The organism is Chitinophaga sp. YR573 (assembly GCF_900110995.1).
Taxonomy (GTDB): Bacteria; Bacteroidota; Bacteroidia; order Chitinophagales; family Chitinophagaceae; genus Chitinophaga.
In genome coordinates this window covers 859,437-882,120 of record NZ_FOJF01000003.1, presented here as the reverse complement: position 1 = coordinate 882,120, position 22,684 = coordinate 859,437, and the positions used below count along the sequence as shown (strand labels likewise).

At 41.8% G+C, this 22,684-nt stretch carries 12 protein-coding genes; 10 read left to right on the top strand and 2 right to left on the bottom strand.

The genetic code is table 11. The features are described from left to right. Nucleotides 1–13 precede the first annotated feature (13 nt). The 8 genes from BMW86_RS30045 (at nucleotide 14) to BMW86_RS30010 (ending at nucleotide 10,130) form a co-directional block, all read left to right on the top strand. Nucleotides 14–1,033: a substrate-binding domain-containing protein gene (locus BMW86_RS30045; RefSeq protein ID WP_089787288.1), complete on the top strand. Its 1,020-nt coding sequence runs from the start codon at nucleotides 14–16 to the stop codon at nucleotides 1,031–1,033. 3 nt (nucleotides 1,034–1,036) lie between these two features. Beyond that, nucleotides 1,037–2,635 carry a solute:sodium symporter family transporter gene (locus BMW86_RS30040; protein ID WP_089787287.1) on the top strand — a complete coding sequence of 533 codons (1,599 nt, stop codon included), beginning with the start codon at nucleotides 1,037–1,039 and terminating at the stop codon, nucleotides 2,633–2,635. Nucleotides 2,636–2,766: 131 nt separating this feature from the next. Beyond that, the gene (locus BMW86_RS30035) at nucleotides 2,767–3,675 is read left to right on the top strand and encodes an aldo/keto reductase (protein WP_089787286.1); all 909 of its coding nucleotides are present in this window, start codon (nucleotides 2,767–2,769) and stop codon (nucleotides 3,673–3,675) included. A 23-nt stretch (nucleotides 3,676–3,698) separates the two neighbouring features. Beyond that, the gene (locus BMW86_RS30030) at nucleotides 3,699–5,270 is read left to right on the top strand and encodes an NAD-dependent epimerase/dehydratase family protein (protein ID WP_143056734.1); all 1,572 of its coding nucleotides are present in this window, start codon (nucleotides 3,699–3,701) and stop codon (nucleotides 5,268–5,270) included. Then, nucleotides 5,263–6,582, top strand: a complete 1,320-nt coding sequence (locus BMW86_RS30025; RefSeq protein ID WP_089787282.1) for a D-arabinono-1,4-lactone oxidase — start codon at nucleotides 5,263–5,265, stop codon at nucleotides 6,580–6,582. Before BMW86_RS30030 ends, BMW86_RS30025 begins: the two co-directional genes overlap by 8 nt. A gap of 186 nt (nucleotides 6,583–6,768) precedes the next feature. Further along, nucleotides 6,769–7,425: a response regulator transcription factor gene (locus BMW86_RS30020; RefSeq protein WP_089787279.1), complete on the top strand. Its 657-nt coding sequence runs from the start codon at nucleotides 6,769–6,771 to the stop codon at nucleotides 7,423–7,425. Between the two features lie 121 nt (nucleotides 7,426–7,546). Beyond that, complete coding sequence (locus BMW86_RS30015) at nucleotides 7,547–8,224, top strand: hypothetical protein (protein ID WP_089787277.1); 678 nt, start codon at nucleotides 7,547–7,549, stop codon at nucleotides 8,222–8,224. A gap of 1 nt (nucleotide 8,225) precedes the next feature. Beyond that, nucleotides 8,226–10,130 (top strand): hypothetical protein, encoded by a 1,905-nt coding sequence (locus BMW86_RS30010; RefSeq protein WP_143056733.1) that lies wholly within the window; start codon nucleotides 8,226–8,228, stop codon nucleotides 10,128–10,130. A 42-nt stretch (nucleotides 10,131–10,172) separates the two neighbouring features. Here the strand turns inward: BMW86_RS30010 and BMW86_RS30005 are convergent, their stop codons facing one another. After that, nucleotides 10,173–11,405, bottom strand: a complete 1,233-nt coding sequence (locus BMW86_RS30005; RefSeq protein ID WP_089788260.1) for a PQQ-dependent sugar dehydrogenase — start codon at nucleotides 11,403–11,405, stop codon at nucleotides 10,173–10,175. A 29-nt stretch (nucleotides 11,406–11,434) separates the two neighbouring features. Continuing rightward, entirely contained in the window at nucleotides 11,435–15,580 is a 4,146-nt protein-coding gene (locus tag BMW86_RS30000) for a hybrid sensor histidine kinase/response regulator (protein ID WP_089787273.1), read from the bottom strand. A gap of 389 nt (nucleotides 15,581–15,969) precedes the next feature. On the opposite strand from BMW86_RS30000, the gene BMW86_RS29995 reads away from it, so the two are divergent. Both BMW86_RS29995 and BMW86_RS29990 read left to right on the top strand, forming a co-directional pair. Then, entirely contained in the window at nucleotides 15,970–21,519 is a 5,550-nt protein-coding gene (locus tag BMW86_RS29995) for a T9SS type A sorting domain-containing protein (protein WP_089787271.1), read from the top strand. 638 nt (nucleotides 21,520–22,157) lie between these two features. Beyond that, nucleotides 22,158–22,661 (top strand): c-type cytochrome, encoded by a 504-nt coding sequence (locus tag BMW86_RS29990; RefSeq protein WP_089787269.1) that lies wholly within the window; start codon nucleotides 22,158–22,160, stop codon nucleotides 22,659–22,661. Nucleotides 22,662–22,684 lie beyond the last annotated feature (23 nt).

Genomic DNA, 22,684 nt, shown 5'->3' with positions numbered 1-22,684 from the left:
ATAACAGGCAGAGATGAAAACAATTTTTGAAAAGATACAGGAGTTGGACAACATACCTTCCTATTCCAAGCATGAGCGGTTTGTAGAAGGCTTCATCAATGCAATCAATGAAAAGATCTTCTGCGTAGGCAATCCCCTGCCTTCTGTAAATGCCATGATCGCCGGCCTGGGGTATGCCAGGGAAACTGTGATCAAAGGTTACCGCGAGCTGCAAAGCCGTGGCCTCATTGAATCCAAGAACCGCCTGGGTTACTTTGTTGCAGATGACAATACCCAGCAGTCGCTCAAAGTAGCGCTGCTGATGTATACCATTGATACTTTCCAGGAACAGTTCTACCGTAGTTTCCGCGACGAACTGGGGCCTAATGTACACCTGGACGTATTCTTTCATCATGGTAACATAGAGGTGTTTGAAACGATGTTTATGCTGGTGAAGAACCGTCACTATGGTATGTATGTCATCTCTCCTATTCATCATCCCCGCACCAGGGAACTACTGAACACCATACCCCGCAATAAGCTGCTGATATTTGACCGTTATGAACCCCTGGATGGGGAATTCCAGTATGTAGTGCAGGAGTTTGAGAAAGCCTCTTATGCTGTCTTTGAGCAGTTGGGTGATGTGATTAAAAAATTCGACCGGATAGTATTCTTTCATAATCCAGACTCACTGTTCCCCCCCGAAATCGTTTCTTCCTTCCAGCGCTTTATTAAAAACCACAAGATTAAAGGAAAGATTTTACGTGAATATAAGCCCGGCTCTGTGGAAAAGGGAGTAGTATATTATGTGAATGAGAATGCTGAGTTGTGGAACCTATTGAGGGACTGTAATGCCCAAAAAATAAAACCAGGAGAGGATATAGGCATTCTGTCGCATAACGACGAGCCGGTAAAAGAGATTGTCGGAAACGGTATCACTACTTATTCCGTTAGTTTCAGTGACATGGGTAAACGCGCTGCACAGGCAGTACTGAGCCGGGAACCGGTGCATGAGGTGATGCCCACGACACTGATCAGACGTAATTCACTTTGATGTATGAATGTTGGCGCCTTACTGAGTTTCTTACTGGTTACCATCGTTGTGGCACTGATCTCCTGGTACAAAACCCGGAAGGAAAACCTGCAAACCGCGGCCGGCCTGTTTTTCGCCAACCGCAACCTGAGCTTCCTGGTAGTAGGCGGCGCCCTGTTCTTTACGAACATCAGTGCGGTGCAGTTCATCGGTGAGAATGAGCTGGTATATACCAACAACATGAGCGTAATGGCCTGGGGCCTGTCATCCGTATTTGCCATGTTGTTAGTGTCGGAGTTCATTATGCCCGTGTATTTGCGCAGCGGTATTTCCACTACACCAGACTTCCTTGAAGAACGTTATGATACAGGCACCAAACGTTTTGTGTCGGTGATCTTCCTCATCAGCTATATAGTGAATATGTTGCCTTCCGTATTGTATAGCGGAGCTATCACATTTAATGGCTTGTTCCGTGTATCGGAAGTCCTGCATATCGGTTACTGGCAAACCATCTGGATCCTGGTCTGGCTTATCGGATCTATCGGTTGCCTCTACACGGTACTGGGTGGATTGAAGGCAGTGGCTATTTCAGATACGGTGCTGGGTATCGGGATGTTCGCAGGCGGTATACTGTTACCATATGCCGCGCTGAAATACCTGGGGCATGGTTCCGTAAGCACCGGACTTAACCTGCTGCTATCAGCACGAAGAGATCATTTTAATGCCATTGGCGGCCCCCAGGATGCAGTGCCATTTCCTACCATCTTCACCGGCATGTTCCTGGTGAACCTTTACTATTGGGGTACGGAGCAATACATTGTACAACAGGCCCTGTCCTCACGTAGCCTGGCCGAAAGCCAGAAAGGTATTGCTGTAGCTTGCACAGGCAAGATCATCTCCCCTTTGCTGCTAAACATCCCGGGGTTGATTGCAGTACTGCTGTACCCTCATATGCACAATACTGCGGAAGTATTTCCCAAAATTGTCAGCGATGTCTGTTCTCCCATGCTTACGGGTTATATAGCAGCTATTACCTTTGGTGCGGCACTTACCTCTTTTAATGCGGGACTTAACAGCAGCAGCACCCTCTTTGTACTGAACCTGTACAAACCATTCAAGGCACGGCAGCAAAAGCCTGCGAGTGAGCGCCAGTTGATACGGGCAGGTAAGCGGTTTGAAATACTGGTTTGTTTACTGGCCATGATCATTGCGCCTTTCATTGTCTTTGCTCAGCATGGATTGTACACATACATCCAGATGGTGAGCGGTCTTTTCAGTGTACCTATTTTCACGATCCTGATCGTTGGCCTGTTGCACAAGCGCATGCCCGCTATTGCAGCGAAGATAGGACTGACGTTTTTCATTCTCACTTATGCGGTTTCGCAGTTCCTCATTGATACCGGTTTGCATTTCCTGCACGTACTGGCTATTTTATTTGTACTGACGGTATTGCTGATGATGATAGTTGCCGCCCTGTACCCCCGTAAGGAACCATTTGTGCAACAATGGAACAATGTGGTGGACTTACAGCCCTGGAAAAAACGGCACCTGTATACGGTAATTTTATTGCTGGCTATGATAGCTTTGTTTGTGATCTTCTCACCATTGGGGCTCGCGAAATAACTTTGACTCAAAATTTAAATATAGAAAATTTTCTATAGTCCCCATTTTCTAATCCCTGTATCATTGCATCAAGATTGTCTATGCAAGAAGAGCATAACGTAAACGTAATAAATTTATAAACAGACTATTACATGTTGTTAAGCGCCAATAAAACGCCTATATTCCCTATATCACTTGGAGGAGCAGGTATTGGTTCCTGTAAAAAAAATGTTTTTTTTCAGGGACCGGTATCTGACAAAAAAGCGATAGATACAGTTTTGTTTGCATTGGAAAATGGGATCAACCTGCTGGACACTTCTCCATTTTATGGCAATAGTGAGAAAAAAATCGGCGTTGCATTAAAAGAATACGGCGGACGTTCATCCTTTGTTCTTTCTACAAAAACCGGCACACACCCTATTTATAAAGGATATTCCGAAGACAGCATACGACGGAGTATTGATAATAGTTTATGGACATTGCAAACAGACTACCTCGATATTGTCCATATACATGATCCCTCTAATGCTGATTTTAAAAGTATGATGGAAAATGGAGGGATGGAAACGCTGCTCCGGTTAAAAGAAGAAAAAGTGATCCTTAACATTGGCCTGGGAGTCCGGGACCATGATCTGCATCTTAAATTTATTTCTTCTGGTTATGCGGACGTTATTTTACCATATCTCGATTATAATGTTTTATGTACAAAAGCAGATTCCTTGCTAAGAACATCCCTTAAAAATGACGTTCCTGTTATGCTGGGATCTCCCTTGTGCATGGGATTACTTTCGGGTAAAGATCCGGCCCATACCAGTATCCGGCACTATGCCATAGAAAAAGATGTTTCAGTAGAAAAAGCCATACGGATGTACCAATGGTGCAATAAAAACGGTGTCAGTTTAATGGCGCTTAATTATAAATTCATTCTTTATCACCCTGCTGTTAGTACAATAGTGATTGGAGCGTCCTCTAAAGAAGAAGTAAAAGAAAGTTTAAATGCGTATAAAGAAAATATTAACCTCCCCGTCATGGAGTCCTTCCTGATGGAGTTCGGTCTTTGATTGCCACTATAAAAAACTATCTTATGAAAACGCTATTAACCTACAAAGATGAACAGATTCTGAAATCGTCCGGTGGATTAATTCCTACAGATGTTTACCGTATGATCCTTGATAATGTTCCTTTGGTTTGTGTTGACCTTGTCATTGTGAAGGACAACAAAGTTTTTCTTATCAAACGTAAGAATAAACCCTGTGAAAGCTTTTATTGGCTACAGGGTGGCAGAATGATGAAGAATGAAGGAATAGAACAATGTGGAATAAGAAAGGCTGCCCTGGAGTTGGATATTCCGGAAGACAAAATAAAAATAACAAAGTTTCTGGGTACGTTCTCTACAGAATTCAATGATTCTGAGCAGGGAGCTTCTTCTCATACGATCAACATTACTTTTCAGGCAGAAATTGAAGATATTCCATTAAGTTTTGATCATGACCATTCAGATGGACAATGGTTTGATATTAACGGATCAATACCGGTTGAATTAAAAGGTAAGTATAACCACCATTCATATATTGCTGAAGTATTAAAACTGGTTGAACCTATACGTATCATCACAAACAATAAAATCAAAGTATTAATAACAGGAGCAAGTGGGTTCATAGGCTCCCATTTAGGAAAACGACTGAAGCGTGAAGGATATCACGTAGTAGGCGCAGATTGGGAGGAGCCGGAATTTATGCAGCCGGATGAATTCTGCCATGAATTTCTTAAAACCGATCTGCGTTTTATGAAAAATTGTATGCAGGCCTGTCAGGGAATTGATTGGGTTTTCAATCTTGCTGCCGATATGGGAGGCATGGGATTTATACAAAGTAATCACAGCCGGATCGGATACAATAATACTATGATAAGTTTAAATGTGCTGGAAGCTGCAAGGCACCAGCGTGTGAGACGTTATTTTTATTCTTCAAGCGCCTGCGTTTATCCATTGCATTCACAGAATGATGCAGAAAATACCATTGGACTGAAAGAAGATTCCGCCTGGCCGGCTTATCCACAGGATATTTACGGACTTGAAAAATTATATGCTGAAGAAATTGCTATGAAATATTCAGAAGAATTTCCACAGATGCAGGTACGTATCGCAAGGTTTCATGGGATTTACGGGGAATATGGGACCTGGAAAGGTGGAAGAGAAAAAGTACCCGCTGCTTTTTGTCGTAAAGCTGCTACTTCAGAATTTGCTTTCGAAATATGGGGAGATGGTGAACAGAAACGTTCATTCTGCTATATTGACGATTGTGTGGAAGGCGTCATCCGGATTATGAAATCTGATTATGATAAACCTCTCAATATTGGTTCGGAAGAAATGCTTTCGATGAATGATTTTGCAAAACTTGTGATGAAAATTGCAGGCAAAGATTTGCCACTGAAACACCGCGAAGGCCCGGAAGGTGTACGTGGAAGAAATTCTGACAACACACTCATTGAAGAAATACTCGGCTGGAAACCATCTATCCCTTTAGCAGTGGGAATAGAAAAAACATATAAGTGGATCAAAAAACAAGTGAAAGCAGAAAAGCAAACCGGTATCAATATATCAGCCTACAGCGAATCAAAAGTAGTGGTTACTGAAGCATCAGATATCAATGGTTAACAAAAAGAACTTTAACTGGACTAACTGGGCAGGAAATCACTCCTGTATTGCTGAGAACTATTTTGAACCTGAAACGGAAGCGCAGATAATTGAAGTTGTACAGATGGCAGGAAGAGAGCGGAAAAAGATTCGTGTGGTTGGTTCTGGCCATTCTTTTTCTCCCATTGCTATCAGTAATGAAATTTTAGTTTCTCTGAAAAACTACCGGAAATTAATTTCAGTCGGTAAAGATTCCGTTCGCTGTCAGGGTGGAATGTATTTGCATGAACTGTATTCAGTTCTGAAAGAAAACAAACTTTCACTCCCCAATTTTGGCGTCATTAATAAGCAGACAGTTGCCGGTGCATTAGCCACCGGCACACACGGTAGTGGTTTGAAGCACAGGAGCCTTTCGGCAGAGATTGAGCATTTACGCATAATAACAGCAACAGGAGAAGTATTAGAGATAAACAGAGATACTCTATGGGATGCCGCTTCCATTTCCCTCGGTATGTTTGGGATCATTGCGGAAGTAACATTCAGATGTGAACCCTTATTTTACCTGAGATCAGAGGAGTCCGTTATTGAGTTTGATGAGTTTATTGAATACATGGATGATTATGCAAGACGCTATGAATACTTTAAGGCATGGTGGTTTCCGCATACCAATAAAGTATATTTGTTTAAAGCAGAGCGGATAAACGAAGAAGAATATAATGAAAAAGACAAGCTGGAAAAGTTCAGTTATGAACAAAAAATGCGTGATCTAGAGATAGATGCATTAACGGCCCCCATGTTTATAAAAAGCCATGATGATCCTTCTTTAATTTCTGCAATCAATAAGTATTGCCTCAATTATTTTTTTACTCCACGAACAAGAATCGGGAATAGTTTCGAGATATTAGTCCATGATGAAACAGTACCAATGGTTGTTTCTGAATATGGACTGCCTGTTCTTAATAATAATCATAAAAAAGCTTTAAAAGAATTCAGGGATACACTGGAGCATTCTGAGCAAAAAATCCACTTCCCAGTAGATCTTCGTTATACCGGCGCTGAAAGTTCATGGCTTAGCCCAGCCTATAATCAGGAGACCTTTTATATCGGGATGTGCGTACGTGAATACCGTGAAAAAGAAGTTCATCCATCTATGCAACTGTTTTTCGATGTAATGAAAAAATATGATGCCCGTCCTAATTGGGGGAAACTTTCAGATCTGTCAAAAACAGTATTAGAGAAAATATATCCCAGAATGAATGATTTCCGGGAATTACGGAAGAATATAGATCCGGATGGCCTTTTCCTGAACGAATTTATTAAAAATGTTTTTTAAGTGTAATATTGACATTTGATATAAGTCAAAATCTTAAAACATTAAAATGATGAAGATCAATATTTTGTAGCTTCTTTTTTGATAGATCGGTTAACAGGCATGAGTATTACATGAGTAAATTACTCTACTTTGCAACTACTTTAGACAACAATCGATCATCATTACTATCCAAAACTCTTGATCGCTATGAAAAAATTCTTAATAGCCGACTGCCATTCCATCGTAAGAACCGGGATCACCTATCTCCTTAAAAAGGAATTTCTGAATATAGAAATAGATGAATGTAGTAATGGGGATACTGTCTGGGAAAAAATAAAGACCAACAGCTATGACCTCGCGATCCTGGATATAAATATGCCTGGAACAGATTCTATTAATTTACTGCAAAACATTTTCGCGTTCTGTCCGGATCTGAAGATCCTGATCCTGACTATGAGCAAGGAAGAAATTTACGCCAGGATCTATCTTCAATTAGGGGTTAAAGGGTTTATTAACAAGGAAGCCGATGACGCAGAGATCCGAAAAGCTATTATAACTACGCTGAACAATAAAAAGTACTTAAGTCCCGGAATGCATATCATCCAGAGCCTGGAAACTACTAAAAGAACTCCTTTGAGTCTCTTTAACAGGCTATCTCCACGGGAACTGGAAGTCATGACCCATTTACTTGAAGGGAAAAACGTTTCGCAGATCGCGAACCTGTTGTGTGCGCATACTTCAACAATAGGGACCCATAAAGCAAAGATCCTTCAAAAGCTTGGCGTCACCAATATCATTGAATTGAAAGAATTCACACAGTTGTTCAATCACGCAGGATTGGGTATCACGAAACTGGTTTCGTAAGTCAAATGATATTATTTCTACATATACCGTAAACGTCAATAAATCCCTATATACCAGTATTTCACTTATGTTAATATAATGTTACCTTTGCCCGCGGCCGGGACAAATGCGCTAACTATACATGTTTAAAAACAAACTTTTTGTTATACTCCTGCTGACTATATCTGTATTTTTCACCTCTTGCTTTGAAGTGATTGAAGAAATCACCATGGGGAAAGATGGAACAGGCTCCATGATACTGACGGTTAACTTCAGCCAGAGTAAAAACCGGATTGCAGCTATTATGCTCATGGACAGCATTCATGGTTACAAAGTACCCGGTAAACAGGAAATACAGCAGGAAATAGATAAGACAGTCGCTCAACTGAGCAGGATGCCGGGCATCTCTAATGTTAAAAGTACTGCCGACTTTACAAATTTCGTTGCCGACATCCGTTTCTCATTTAAAGACGTTTCGGACGTTAATCATCTTGCCAAAGCTCTCCTGGAGCAATATAAAGTGAAAAGCACCAATATCCCCACTTACAATTATAATAAGGAGGAAGCCCGGTTTACCAGGGATTACAGCTATTCCAACGATGTGAAAGTGCAATTCAATCAATTAAAGAACCGGGATAAGGAGATATTCAGCGCCGCCGCTTATATCAGTATCCTGCGTTTTGAGACTACTATTACCAGTTACAGTAACAAGCTGGCCAGGATTTCTAAAAATCAGCAGGCAATTATCCAACGCCTGGCCATACCAGACCTGATTAACGGACAAGCCAATATTTCAAATCAAGTACAATTATCAAAATAGCATGAGACGAGTATTACAATTACTAACCCTTTCATTGTTTACAGGATACACAGCAGTAGCGCAGGATCTTGCACATAAAATCCCGGAAAAGGCATTGGCAGTAGCCAGCATTAAAAGTGATCAGCTGTTCCAGCTGTTTTCCATAGGAGAATTCGATACATCTGCTTTAGGAAAGCTGTTATTAGATGGTGTTTCAAAAAGAACAGGCGGGGATTATAAAGGTATAGAAGATGCAGGCATTAACCTTTCCTCCACTATCTACTATTATTATCAGAAAACAGATAGCATTAATTATAACTGTTTATTAATACCACTCTCCGATCCCCGGAAATTTGAAAAACTCTTCAATGATACAACACGCGCAAAAATTAAACAACAGGGAGAAATAAGGGTACTGGCAACATCCGGGAAAAATCTGTTCATGTGGAATAATGAGATGCTGTATGTAGCTCACGGGTCCGTGAACACTTATTTCTTCCATGACTCCCTGACAGCTTCCCGCTATGGTATCAGGGACTTATCTTACATCGATAATCCTTATGATGAGACTGTATCTGATGCAATAATAGATACGGTGGAGTCTGCGGATGCAACGATTGATATGCCTGAAACAACTGTCGAAACTGAAGCTCCGGTGGCAGAAGCAGTTACGGAGGAAGTACCTGGTATTCCTGCGGTACCGGAAGCTCCGGAATCAGAGGAGACTATGCCTACCCCTGTAGTGGAAACCGAATACACCAGAGCCTACAAAGAACAAGAGGCCTTAAAGGACAGTGTTGCCGCTGCCTGGATGGCAACGTACTCCCTGGATATTTTGAATAAGAGTAATCCTTCCATCTTAAACAATCCTGCTTACCTCAGAAGTCTGGATAAAAATGCCCTTGGTTCCTTCTGGATGGCAGACCTTCAGCGTATTTACAGTGGTTATCTGCCTTATAATTTCCTGAAGTATGGCAATATGCTGAAAGGATATGGTAGCGTGAATGCCCGGTTATACATGGACAAGGAGCATATGCGTATAACAGGAGAAATGGCATTAGATGAAGACAAGGCTGATGCTTACAGGAAGATATATGACAAGAAACTGAATAAGAAGTTCCTGAAATATATTAAAAGTGATAGCCTGATCGGGTTTATGAGTTATGCTTTTGATACAGAGTCTTATCTGAAGGAACTGCCTAAAATATTCAGTCAGACCTATGGTACTTTTAGTGAGGAGATAGACCTTGGTGGCGACCTGATTTCACTCCTGCTGGATGAAAAGGCCATCGCGAAAGTTGTTAAAGGAGACGCACTTATATTGATGACGAATCTTACCCCCAGGGAATCAACATACCAAACGTATGTGTATGATGAAAATTATGAGCGCAGGGATACCACGCAAACAAAAATGGAAACCCTGCCAGATATCTTATGTATGTTCTCTTCCGACGATACACATCTGATTGAGAAATTACTCAAATATGGTATCAGCAAACATAAGGTCCTGTTTGCAAACAATATTTACAGCCTCTATCATAGTACTAAAAATCCGTTCAATCTGCATATTCTTCTAAAGGATGGGATCGTATTCATGGGTACATCGCTGACAGATATTGAACAGATAAATGCAGGCACTTATAAGGGTAATCTGAATAAACAGCAAAAAGAACTGTTGTTAAAAAATAATATGACCATGTTCTTCAGTCCTAAAAATCTACGTGATAAGATGCCTGTTGCCGAAATGGGGAATAAGGGTGAAACTATCAGTAAACTATTGGGCAACAGTGGCAATGTGTATTTGAAATCTTCCGGTATAAAAGGAAATTATATTTCTGCTGAACTTATTGCAGATGTACCCAATAATCAGGAGAATGCATTGAAGTACTTTATATCTTTATTTAACGATGCTACTAAAGCACGATAAGGGATTGTAAAAAAGGCTACGCGGTTTGCGTAGCCTTTTTAGTTATTTCTTATGAATACTGTATAACCTGCCATTATCTGTAATGGCATATAATATACCATCCTTACCTTCTGCTATATCACGGAATCGTTGGTCTTCAGTGGCCAGTAGTCTTTCCTCTCCCACGACCTTATTATCCTTGATCACTAGCCTGTCTATATGCATACCACTTAAGCTACTGATAAAGAGATTATTTTTCCATTCAGCGATACCATTACCACTGTAGAACGTAATACCACTGGGAGAGATAACGGGATCCCAATAATAAACGGGTTGCTCCAGTCCTGCTTTCTGTTGAATACCTTCTCCTACTTTCGGGCCGGCATATTCAATACCATATGTGATGGTGGGCCATCCGTAATTTTTTCCGGGTTCAATACGATTCACTTCATCTCCTCCCCTTGGGCCAAATTCTGTTTCCCAGAGATCACCTGTTTCAGGATTGAAGGCGAGTCCCTGTACATTTCTATGGCCATAACTGTAAATTTCAGGACGTTTATCTGCCTGACCAGCAAATGGATTACCATCCACAGGCTTCCCTTCCTTTGTAATGCGTAACACCTTACCTAAGGCAGAGTTCAATTGCTGCGCCTGTGGTCTTGTTTCCAGATCAGAACGCTCTCCGGTACTTATCAGTATATTGCCATTCTTATCGAAAACGATTCTTCCTCCATAGTGAAGTGTTCCTTTGTAAGCAGGTGTTGCTCTGTAAATAACGGTAGCACCTTCAATGGTCTTCTCATCTGCGGAGAGTTTCCCTTTTGCCACAGCAGTTAAATTACCTTCAGGCAGCGGATCAGAGAATACCCAATACACCATCCTGTTGGTACTGAAATCCGGATCTACGCGGATACCCAGTAAACCGCCTTGTCCGGCCGGATTTACCGCAGGAATGCCAGTAATAGGCGCACTCAGCTGCCCTGATACCGTAGCGATTCTCAGATCACCTTTTTTCTCCGTGATCAGCAACCTGCCATCCGGTAAAGCTGTAATACCCCATGGCCCTTCAAGTCCGTCGGACAAAATAGTTCCTTCATAAGGTGTTGTAGTATGCACTCCAGCAATGCGGGTTTGCCCGGCGAATGCCGGTTTATAATCTGAATTGGGCGCTTTCGTTTCAACGGGAGCTCCTCCTGTGGTATCCTTTCCATTTCCGGTATGCTCTATAGAAGGTGAGCTGCAGGATGCCAGAACAACTGTTATCCCGGTGATAACTGCATGAATAGGTAGTTTCATAGATTTCAATTTACATAAAAAAATAACTTTCAGATCCATTTTTTCAGCAGGTCGATAAGTTCATGCTGATTAATTGGTTTACTGATATAATCATTCATACCAGCATCAATACACTTATCCCGGTCTTCTTTCATGGCATTGGCAGTCATGGCAATGATGATAGGCTGTTCCCCTATTTGCCGGCGGATAGTTCTGGTGGCTTCAATTCCATCTACATCCGGCATCTGCATATCCATCAGTATAAGATTATATTTATTCCTTTCCCACATTTGAAGAGCTTCAAACCCATTGTTAGCGATGTCTGGCTCATACCCGAGTTTACCCAGAATGGTTTTTGCTACAAACTGATTGATAGCATCATCTTCAGCCAGCAAAATATTCCATGGATATAATTTGGCTAAATTTTTATGCGGGGTTTGAGAGGATATGATAATATCATCATCTACTGTTTGTTTTTTCTTGTTTTTGAGGGTATCGAAAATCTGCGTAAACAGCATTTTCTGTTTGATAGGTTTGACCAGTGTGGATACAAAAAGGCCCTCGTTTTGTTTGAAATTGTATTCCCCGATGGAACTCAGCAATATGACAGGTAACTGAGGATTAAATTCTCTTATATTTTTTGCCAGATCAGTACCATCCATATCAGGCATATGCATGTCTGTCAGTACCAGGTCAACAGGAATTTTATCTTTGATTATTTTCAATGCCTCTTCACCGGACGTTGCTGATAAAGTAATAAGCTCCCATTGGTCCAGTTGACTTTTAAGAATACTTAAATTCGTCATATTGTCATCTACGATCAATATCTTCTTTTTGTTGAGATCGTCATAGCTGGTATTGACATAGTTAATGAGCGGTTCTTTACTCACTTTGGCGCTGATGGTAAAAAAGAAAGTGGCCCCCTGTTCCTGCTCACTTGAAACCTGGAGATTACCTCCCATAATTTCCACCAGTTTTTTACAAATTACCAGTCCTAAGCCGGTCCCGCCATATTTACGGGTAGTAGAAGCATCTACCTGTGAAAAGGCTTTGAATAATTTATCAAGATTTTTCTCTGAGATACCTATACCTGTGTCTTTGACAGTAAATCTTATCACAGCAATATCATCTTTCAACGTTTCTTCAAGTTGTAATCCTACAAATATTTCTCCTTTCGGCGTGAATTTAATAGCATTCCCTACAAGATTCATCAATACCTGTTTCAGCCGTAAACGGTCTCCAATGATCTGAGCCGGTACATCATGGTTTATCTGGTATAACAGATCTAATCCGGCCTTTGCTGCTTTTTCAGCAAAAATATCCAGCACTTCTTCAATGCAGATGCGCAGATCAAAATCTCTCATTTCAAGTTCTATCCTGCCTGATTCTATCTTGGAGAAATCCAGGATATCATTGATCACATTCAGCAGGCTTTCGCCACTCACCTTAAGGATCTCTGCATATTTCTGTTGCTCATTGTTAAGGTTACTGTCGGCCAGCAGGTCTGCCATCCCGATTACACCATTCATTGGTGTACGGATCTCATGACTCATTGTTGCCAGAAAAACGCTTTTGGCACGGTTGGCCTGTTCTGCTTCTCTCCGTGCTTTGCGTTCTTCTTTCATAGCAATATCTAATCGCTCCGTCCGTTCCTTTACCTGTTTTTCCAATACTTCTTTCTGTGCTTTGATAGCACTGATACGGCGTCTGTACATAAAAACAATCGCTCCTGCAACAACTGCTATTACTAATGACCTGAACCACCATGTCATCCAGAAAGGGGGAATAATAATCAATTTTACAGAAGTTACATGAGATGACCATTCCCCATTATTCTTGAGTCCTCTTACTTTGAATGTATATTCGCCGGGGTCCAGGTTAGTATAGGTAGCCAGCCGTCTGGTCCCAAGCTGATTCCAATCTTCATCAAAGTCTTCCAGCTTGTACATGTATTGCTTTTTTTCCCTGAGGGTATAGTTCAGGGATGCGAATTCAAACGAAATAACCGAGTGGTCATAAGGTAAAATAATCTCTGTTGATTCTCCTATACTTTTTTTCAATGGAGAAGGATCTTTTTCATCGAGGGCGACTGCCACATCCGTATTCAGGATCTGGAAGTTGGTTAATATTAACGGGGGATCAAATGAATCTATTTCTATACTGTCGGGATTAAACACATTAAACCCGTTCACTCCACCAAAATACATCATCCCTGAACGACTTCTGATAGCTGCATGTGCCTTAAACTCGTTCGACTGTAGCCCGTCGGCCGTGTAGAAATTCGTGAAAGATTTTGTTGCCGGATTGAACCTGGACAATCCTTTATTAGTACTGATCCAAAGCCGGCCTTTAGCATCTTCCAATATATCAAATATGATGTTATTGGGTAAACCATCCTCTATAGAGTAGGCTGTTGTTGTTTTGCTTTTTCTGTTCCAGCAGTTTAAACCATAACTGGTACCAACCCATATGTTCCTGTTATGATCTTCATAGATACAATTGACCCTGTTGTCACTCAGATTGTTTGCACTTTTTTTGGGAACAAAAGAGGTAAAGGTCTGAGTAGTTTTATCAAATATCTGCAATCCTTTTTCAAAACTTCCTATCCAGAGTAAGCCTTCACTATCCTGAAAAATACTTTGTATCCGGTCACTGACGATACTATTGGGGTTATTGGGATTATGTTTATAATGTTTAAAGGATTTTGTTTTAGAATTATATAAGTCCAGCCCTCCTCCAAAAGTACCTAACCACAGGTCATTATCCCTGTCCCTGATCATTGCGCAAACGTTATCGAAGTTGATACTGGTGCTGTCTTTGGGATTATGTTTTAATTGCCTGATCCTGTTTTCCTTCAGACTGAGTACGGAAACTCCATCGCCTACTGTGCCCATCCATAAATCATTATCTTTATCTTGCTGCAGCGGTACAATATAATCACTGCTAACAGTCGTCGAATCACCTTCTTTGTGTCTGAAGTGGGTAAAACTGCCTGTTACCGGATCAAATAAATTCAGGCCTCCTCCATCTGTTGCTATCCATATACGACCATCATTATTTTCAGAGAAGCAAAGTACGTAGTTATTACTTAGGCTGTTATCGGAAGTATTATGATTATAATGAGTGAACTTATTACTGTTTCTGTTATAAAGGTTTACACCACCACTGTAAGTCCCTACCCACATGTTTCCCTGGGAGTCATCATAAATAGAGTAAATGGAATTGTTGCTCAGACTTGTATGATCAATTTCATCATACAATACATTATTGAAAATTTCTTTTTCCGGATTGAATATACTCAATCCACCATTTTCTGTACCAATCCATAAATTGTTCTTATCATCAACATTCATGCATAGTATTACGTCCAGGGGCAGTGTATTGCGTTTGGTATGATCGTGTCTGAAATGGCGAAAGGTCTGTGTTCCCGGATTAAATAAATCCAGTCCTCCTCCCCTCATTCCTATCCATAAACGATGCTTGCCGTCTTCAACAATGGCTTCAATTGAATTATGTGCTATGGATGTTGTATCATCCACAGAATGCTGAAAATGAGTAAAGGATTGTGTTTTATTGTTCAGCAGATTTAAGCCTCCCTGGAAGGTACCTACCCAGATGTTATGCTGGCTGTCTTCAAAGATGCTGCGTACATAATTGTCACTCAGGCTACCTGCTTTGTTCTCTTCATGTTTATAGAACGTGAACTGATTGGTAGTATAATTAAACTTATTCAGGCCGCCGCTTTCTGTCCCTATCCATACATTATCATTACTGTCTATGTAAAGCATGCTTACAAAGTCATTACTGAGACTATTTGCATTATTCTTATCATGCACATAATGGATGAATCGCTCTGTTGCCCTGTCGAACCTGTTTACCCCTCCGCCCCAGGTAGCGATCCACATATTCCCTTTTTTATCCTGTACAATACTTTTGATGAAATTATTACTTATACTGGCTGTGTTTTTTTTATCGTTTTTATATACTTTAACCTGGTAGCCATCATATTTATTTAATCCGTCCTGTGTTCCGAACCACATTAAACCTCTGATGTCCTGTAAGATAGTGGTTACATTACTTTGAGATAATCCATCATTTACTCCAATGTGTGCAAATCTTATTGGTTGATTCTGAGAATGTGCAAGCAACGGGAAACTGTTCAGTAAAAAATACATATAGTATTTGTATACTTTCATTAAGTGGAATTTAAATGTATGAACACAATAACCGTTCTATATGTTCTGTTTTCCGGTTTTTCCAGCGAATATTTCCAATTTAACAGCTGCTTAAGAAAGTTAGGGAGAAAATCCGGAATATCTGTATAGTGTTTTGTAGAGAATTATTTCAATGGTTGAGCATTATTACTCACAAAAACACGTACCCATACTCATTTTAATCATATTATAATAAAATTAATACTTAGGTAAGTTTTATTTAAAGAACTTGGCAGTATTAACTATTACATATTTCCTGTTTGATAACCCTTGTTAGTGAAATTTTGTTGTGAATGAGTGTGCAATAACAACTCCGAAAAGGTCATGAGATAAATCTGTCTAAAACCGTTACCGATATAAACCAATTTTACATGCACAAACTATTACCTAAAGGGGGCTATAAGCGCCTTATGCCCTTGCTATTACTATTCCTTGCCTTGAGTATCCGCCTGTCGGCCACTCCTACTTGTCCAATTATTACGGGTACCTTTCCGGGGGCAAACGGCACTACCGTTGATGCCTCCTCTACCGGCTGGTACCTGGATGCTACTAATGTTGTCAGTAGCAGTACCAGTATATTTGCTGTTAAATCGAACCGGTTCACAGCACAAAACATTGGTGGAGTGGGAATATGGTATTCCCGCGTCTTTTCAACTGCAGGATACAGCAGTTTCCAGGCAGCAGTAAAAATTTCCTCAGAAGGAAAACAAACCAGCTCTGAATATGTGAAAATATATTACAGGCTGGATGGTGGACCAGAAACACTGCTGGATCAACGCACAGGGAATTTTGGTACCATCGACTTCACATCAGACTCTCTTCAGGGGAGTTCTATACAGCTGATCGTAAAGATGTATAACTATGATAACGGAAGCGGTACCAGGTCCGATTATTACATCGAGCAATACAGGGTATTTAAGGAGAAAGGGCCCTGTAGCGGTAGTACAGTGAGCGTTACTGCCGGTGCATCCAACAGTGGCATACTAACCTGTACCAACCCTTCCACTACCCTGTCTGCTTCCAGCAGTGCATCAGGCGTTACCTACAGTTGGACAGGGCCTGGCAGTTTTACTTCTACGGCTCAGAACCCAGTCGTTTCAACAGCTGGTACCTACACCGTTACTGCCACTACTTCGTCCGCTTCTGCCACTGCTTCTGTCACCATCACTACAAACAAAACAACACCCGATCTGACAGCAACAGGAGCTACTCTATGCAGCAGCAGTGTAGCTATCACTGCCAGTTCATCTGTTTCAGGGGCTACCTATAGCTGGACAGGCCCCAATGGATTTACCAGTACTTCCCAGAACCCGGCTGTCAGCACCGCAGGCACTTACACTGTGACGGTTACCAACCCTGCTAATGGTTGCACTGCCACTCAATCAGTCACTGTAACAGGTACTGCAACATCGAGTACTTTCTGGCTGGAAGACTTTACCTTCGCAAATGGAACAACTTCGGATACAGGGGCTACCAGCTGGACAACGACCTTTCCCGGCCCTGGTACATTCTCTGTACAGAATAACCAGTTAAAAGCCAGTTTTACCGCGCAGGTAGAAGGTGTCTGGACTTCCGGGGTGATAGATATCTCCGGCAAAAGCAATGTAGTTATCTCTGCAGACCTGATAAGCGGGACTTCCTCATCAAACGATTTCCTTGAAACCGCTGACTATATTCGCGTATACTATAAGCTGAATGGAGGTGCTGAAACACTCATATATTCAGACTCCGCCGGAATAGGAAATACTACTTTCGGAACAGCTTCCATCACTATCAACTCAGCTGCATTGAATGGCAGTACCCTGCAGGTAGTGATCAGAACAAGTAACTCAAATGCTACTGAACAGTATTACTTTGATAATATAAAGCTGACGGGGACAGCTGCTGGTGGCAATACAATAAATGCAACAGTAAGCGGCCCTTTAACCTGTACTACGACTTCTGTAACACTATCAGGTAGTTCTACCACATCGGGTGTTACTTACAGCTGGACAGGACCAAACAGCTTTACTTCTGCGCTGCAAAACCCTGTGGTAACTGCGGCCGGGAATTATACGTTAACCGTATCTACCGGTTCCGGATGTGCTACTTCGACTGTTGTAGCGGTTACTGAAAATAAAACAGCACCGGACCTTACTGCTACAGGCGGATCATTGGGTTGCGGATCCGGTGTTACAATAAACGCCAGTTCTACCGTTTCAGGAGCTACATACAGCTGGACTGGGCCCAACAGCTTTACCAGTACATTAAAGAACCCTGTTGTTAGTACAGCAGGTACCTACACCGTTACTGTTACTAATCCGGCCAACGGTTGTACTGCATCACAGTCTGTGACCGTAGCACCAGCGGGTGCAGCCACTGCTTTCTGGCTGGAAGATTTTACCTTTGCAAATGGTACAACCTCGGATACAGGGGCCACCAGCTGGACCACTACTTTCCCTGGCCCTGGTACATTCTCTGTACAGAATAACCAGTTAAAAGCCAGCTTTACCGCGCAGGTAGAAGGTGTCTGGACTTCCGGGGTTATAGACATCTCCAATAAAAGCAATGTAGTCATCTCTGCAGACCTGATAAGCGGAACCTCTTCATCAAACGATTTCCTTGAAACGGCCGACTATATACGTGTATACTATAAACTGAACGGAGGCGCTGAAACACTCATATATTCAGACTCCGCCGGAATAGGAAACACTACTTTCGGAACAGCTTCTATCACTATCAACTCAGCTGCATTGAATGGCAGCACACTACAGGTTGTTATCAGAACAAGTAACTCTAATGCTACAGAGCAGTATTACTTTGATAATATAAAGCTGACCGGAGCATCTACAGGTGGCAATGTAAATGCTACTGCGGGAGTAAGCGGCGTTTTAAACTGTGATATAACTACTGTAATACTATCAGGCACTTCTACCACATCAGGTGTTACTTACAGCTGGGCAGGGCCAAACAGCTTTACGTCTGCTCTGCAAAACCCGATAGTAAGTGTTCCTGGTAGTTATATCCTGACAGTAACTGCATCCGGCGGCTGTACAGCTACTGCGACGACCACTGTTACTCAAAATATAACAACTCCCAACCTGAGCGTAACAAAACCGGATAGTTTAACCTGTGCTGCTACAAGTGTGAACTTAGCTGCCAGTTCTTCTACTTCAGGCGCTGTTATTACATGGACAGGCTTTACTGCGGGTCAGAATCCGGTAAGTGTAAGCGCTCCGGGTAAGTATTATGTAACTGCACGTAGTTCTAATGGTTGTACTTCTATAGACAGCGTTACCGTAATACAGAGCATCGCAAAACCGAATCTCGTTGTTACTGCCCCTGCTACTTTAACATGTGCAGCAACCAGTGTTAGCTTAGCTGCCAGCTCCTCTACTATAGGCGCTGCTATTACGTGGACAGGCTTTACGGCCGGACAGGCAACAGTAAGTGTAAGCGCTCCCGGTAAGTATTATGTAACTGCACGCAGTACGACTGGTTGTACTTCTATAGACAGTGTCACCGTTACACAGGATATCAGCAAACCCAATCTGGTGGTTGCTGCGCCTGTTACTTTAACATGTGCAACAACTGGTGTAACCTTGTCAGCTACTTCTTCTACTTCAGGCGCGACTATCACCTGGACAGGATTTACTTCTGGTCAGTCCACAGTAAGTGTGAGTGCTCCTGGTAAGTATTATGTGACTGCACGTAGTGCGAGTGGTTGTTCTACTATAGATAGTGTAACAGTTATACAGGATATTACTACTCCAAATCTGGTAGTGACTGCGCCTGCTACTTTAACATGTACTACTACTTCAGTTAGTTTAAGTGCTACATCAACGACTACTGGTGCCACTATCACCTGGACTGGCTTTACTTCCGGTCAGAATCCTGTAAGTGTAAGTGCTCCTGGGAAATATTATGTGACTGCACGTAGTACTACTGGTTGTATTACTATAGATAGTGTTACTGTTATTCAGGATATCAGCAAACCGAATCTGGTAGTGGCTACACCTGCTACTTTAACATGTACGACTACTGCTGTTAGTTTAAGTGCTACATCAACCAGTACTGGTTCCACTATTACCTGGACTGGCTTTACCGCTGGACAGGCAACAGTAAGTGTTAGTGCTCCCGGGAAATATTATGTGACTGTTCGCAGTACTACTGGCTGTACTTCTATAGACAGTGTTACCGTTATTCAGGATATCAGCAAACCAAATCTTGTAGTGACTGCTCCTGCTACTTTAACATGTGTAACTACTGCTGTTAGCTTAAGTGCTTCATCAACTACTACTGGTGCAACTATCACCTGGACTGGCTTTACTCCTGGTCAGGCAACAGTAAGCGTAAGCGCTCCCGGGAAATACTATGTGACTGTTCGCAGCACCACTGGCTGTACTTCTATAGACAGTGTTACCGTTACTCAGGATATCAGCAAACCGAATCTCGTAGTGGCTACACCTGCTACTTTAACATGTGTAACTACTGCTGTTAGTTTAAGTGCTTCATCAACTACTACTGGTGCAACTATCACCTGGACTGGCTTTACTCCTGGTCAGGGAACTGTAAGCGTAAGCGCTCCCGGGAAATACTATGTGACTGTTCGCAGCACTACTGGCTGTACTTCTATAGACAGCGCTACCGTTACTCAGGATATCAGCAAACCGAATCTTGTAGTGACTGCACCTGCTACTTTAACATGTGCTACTACTACAGTTAGTTTAAATGCTACATCAACTACTACTGGTGCTACCATCACCTGGACTGGCTTTACCTCCGGACAGGGAACAGTAAGTGTAAGCGCTCCCGGGAAATACTATGTGACTGTTCGCAGTACTACTGGCTGTACTTCTATAGACAGCGCAATTGTAACACAGAATATCACTAAACCAAATCTGGTAGTGACTGCACCTGCTACATTAACATGTGCAACTGTTAGTGTAAACTTAGTGGCGACTTCTTCCACCACAGGTGCCACTATCACCTGGTCTGGCTTTACATCCGGACAAGGAACAGTAAATGTAAGTGCTCCCGGTAAGTATTATGTAACTGCCAGAAGTACTACAGGCTGTTCTTCCATAGACAGTGCAACTGTCATCCAGGACCTGTCTGCACCAGCAGGAGTAACAACAAGTAATGATGGTACCCTTACCTGTCTTAAAACCAGTACTGTCATAACAGCTACCAGTACAACTCCAGGAGTTAGCTATAGCTGGACAGGGCCATCTGGCTTCACTTCCAGCAATACGACAGCTACGGTTACAACTCCAGGGACTTACTTCCTGGTCGTTACAAATCCTTCTAATGGATGTAAGACAAGTTCAAATACTGCTGTCAATCAGAATACAACGCTTCCTACTACCGTAATAAATCCGCCAACCGCTACCCTCTCTCCGTTGTCGTTTGACGTACTGACAGCGCTTAGTGTAAACGGTGCTACCTATAAATGGACATTAACATCCGCTGATGTTAACTGGACTATTGCATCAGGAGCTACCAGCACTACTCTTACTTATATGTCAGGACTAGCAGGTTCATCCGGTACCTTCAAGTTGAAAGTAACGAATACAACGAACGGTTGTAGCGATTCTGCGCAAACGGTATTAACAGTGCCCGTATCCACAGGCCGCACGGCATCAGGTACTGTTACTGTTGCAGAGAATAAATCAGGAGCAGCATTTGAGTACAATGCGTATCCTAATCCGTTTACGGATGTAGCTTATATCACCTTCAAATCACCTTCAACAACGCAGGTGACTGTAGATGTATATAGCAATAACGGCGTACTGGAAAAACGTTTGTATAATGATCTGGCAAAAGCAGGAGAAATACAGAAACTGACATTAAATGCTTCCGGCCTTCCGGCAGGAATCCACTATTGCCTGATAAAGGTTAATGGTAAGGTATATACCAGCAGATTAATTCAGGTGAAGTAGAGAATAAGTATGATATAATAAGAAAAGCCGGAGATCGATCTCCGGCTTTTCTTGTTTTACTGTTATTACAGGAAGCTTTGCAGGGCCCTCAAGGTCCATTGATCATTGCAAAAAAAGTTCTTTATATCATTCAATCCCGATGCCCGGATACCTGTTATTCTGCTGCCCGGGTGTTGTACGGAATAAAAACCGGGGTTCTTCAACAATTTCCACAATAAAAATGTTTATTCCATAACGTATCATCTTAAAAGATCCGTTTCCACATTGAGAGCCTGTTATATGCGATCGACATGGTACCGCCATGTGACCTCTTTGCGAAGCATAAAAAAGATATTTTATAATTCCACCTGCTCATACAGTCATAAAATCCAATAAAAAACAGGCCTTATAAATGGGTTCATCATCTACAGATTGAACGATAGAGCTACCTGGCAATATAGCTAATCTCATTCATACCGAATAATGATCAAGATCAGTCCTGTGGCTGATCATAAGCAACATATTCCTCATTAACAGACGATAATTTGCATCGCAAGGCTTGTAGCCTGTATGATCCTTTTGAGAAACATTATATCATTTTATTGTGATTTATTTTCTCTTAATAAAATATAAAAGTTTTAAATCCTAAAAAATCAGTTATGAAGCAGGTACATCTATTAGCATCAATAGTTATTGCAAGCCTCCTTATTTACAGTTGCGGATCGGGATCTGATTCCGGTTCCCAATCCTCTTCCAGTAATGCAGCAGGAGATTCCAGTATGGTAACGCAGAGAGATAAAACTGCCGATCAGGCTGTTTTAGATGGCAAAGGGAAAGGAAAGTTTACTGAAGTAAAGCTTACTCACCCATTGGATAAGGCAATGCTGGCTAAGGGGAAAATAGTATATGACGTAAAATGTGGTGCATGTCATAAACTTACCGGAGAAAAACTCGTAGGCCCCGGTTGGAAGGGTGTTACAGACAGAAGAAAGCCTGAATGGATCATGAATTTTGTGACCAACACAGATGAGATGATCGATAAAGACCCCGCGGCACAAGCTATGCTCGAACAGTGTATGGTACGTATGCCCAACCAGCATCTCAGTGATGAGGAGGCCATGAATGTACTGGAATTCATGCGGGATAATGACGGTAAAAACTAATCATACATACTTTTATCTGTTTT

Bases quoted from the DNA above. Each gene is read 5' to 3' on its own strand.
- BMW86_RS30045 (WP_089787288.1), top strand. From the start codon at position 14: ATGAAAACAATTTTTGAAAAGATACAGGAGTTGGACAACATACCTTCC.
- BMW86_RS30040 (WP_089787287.1), top strand. From the start codon at position 1,037: ATGAATGTTGGCGCCTTACTGAGTTTCTTACTGGTTACCATCGTTGTG.
- BMW86_RS30035 (WP_089787286.1), top strand. From the start codon at position 2,767: ATGTTGTTAAGCGCCAATAAAACGCCTATATTCCCTATATCACTTGGA.
- BMW86_RS30030 (WP_143056734.1), top strand. From the start codon at position 3,699: ATGAAAACGCTATTAACCTACAAAGATGAACAGATTCTGAAATCGTCC.
- BMW86_RS30025 (WP_089787282.1), top strand. From the start codon at position 5,263: ATGGTTAACAAAAAGAACTTTAACTGGACTAACTGGGCAGGAAATCAC.
- BMW86_RS30020 (WP_089787279.1), top strand. From the start codon at position 6,769: ATGAAAAAATTCTTAATAGCCGACTGCCATTCCATCGTAAGAACCGGG.
- BMW86_RS30015 (WP_089787277.1), top strand. From the start codon at position 7,547: ATGTTTAAAAACAAACTTTTTGTTATACTCCTGCTGACTATATCTGTA.
- BMW86_RS30010 (WP_143056733.1), top strand. From the start codon at position 8,226: ATGAGACGAGTATTACAATTACTAACCCTTTCATTGTTTACAGGATAC.
- BMW86_RS30005 (WP_089788260.1), bottom strand. From the start codon at position 11,405: ATGAAACTACCTATTCATGCAGTTATCACCGGGATAACAGTTGTTCTG.
- BMW86_RS30000 (WP_089787273.1), bottom strand. From the start codon at position 15,580: ATGAAAGTATACAAATACTATATGTATTTTTTACTGAACAGTTTCCCG.
- BMW86_RS29995 (WP_089787271.1), top strand. From the start codon at position 15,970: ATGCACAAACTATTACCTAAAGGGGGCTATAAGCGCCTTATGCCCTTG.
- BMW86_RS29990 (WP_089787269.1), top strand. From the start codon at position 22,158: ATGAAGCAGGTACATCTATTAGCATCAATAGTTATTGCAAGCCTCCTT.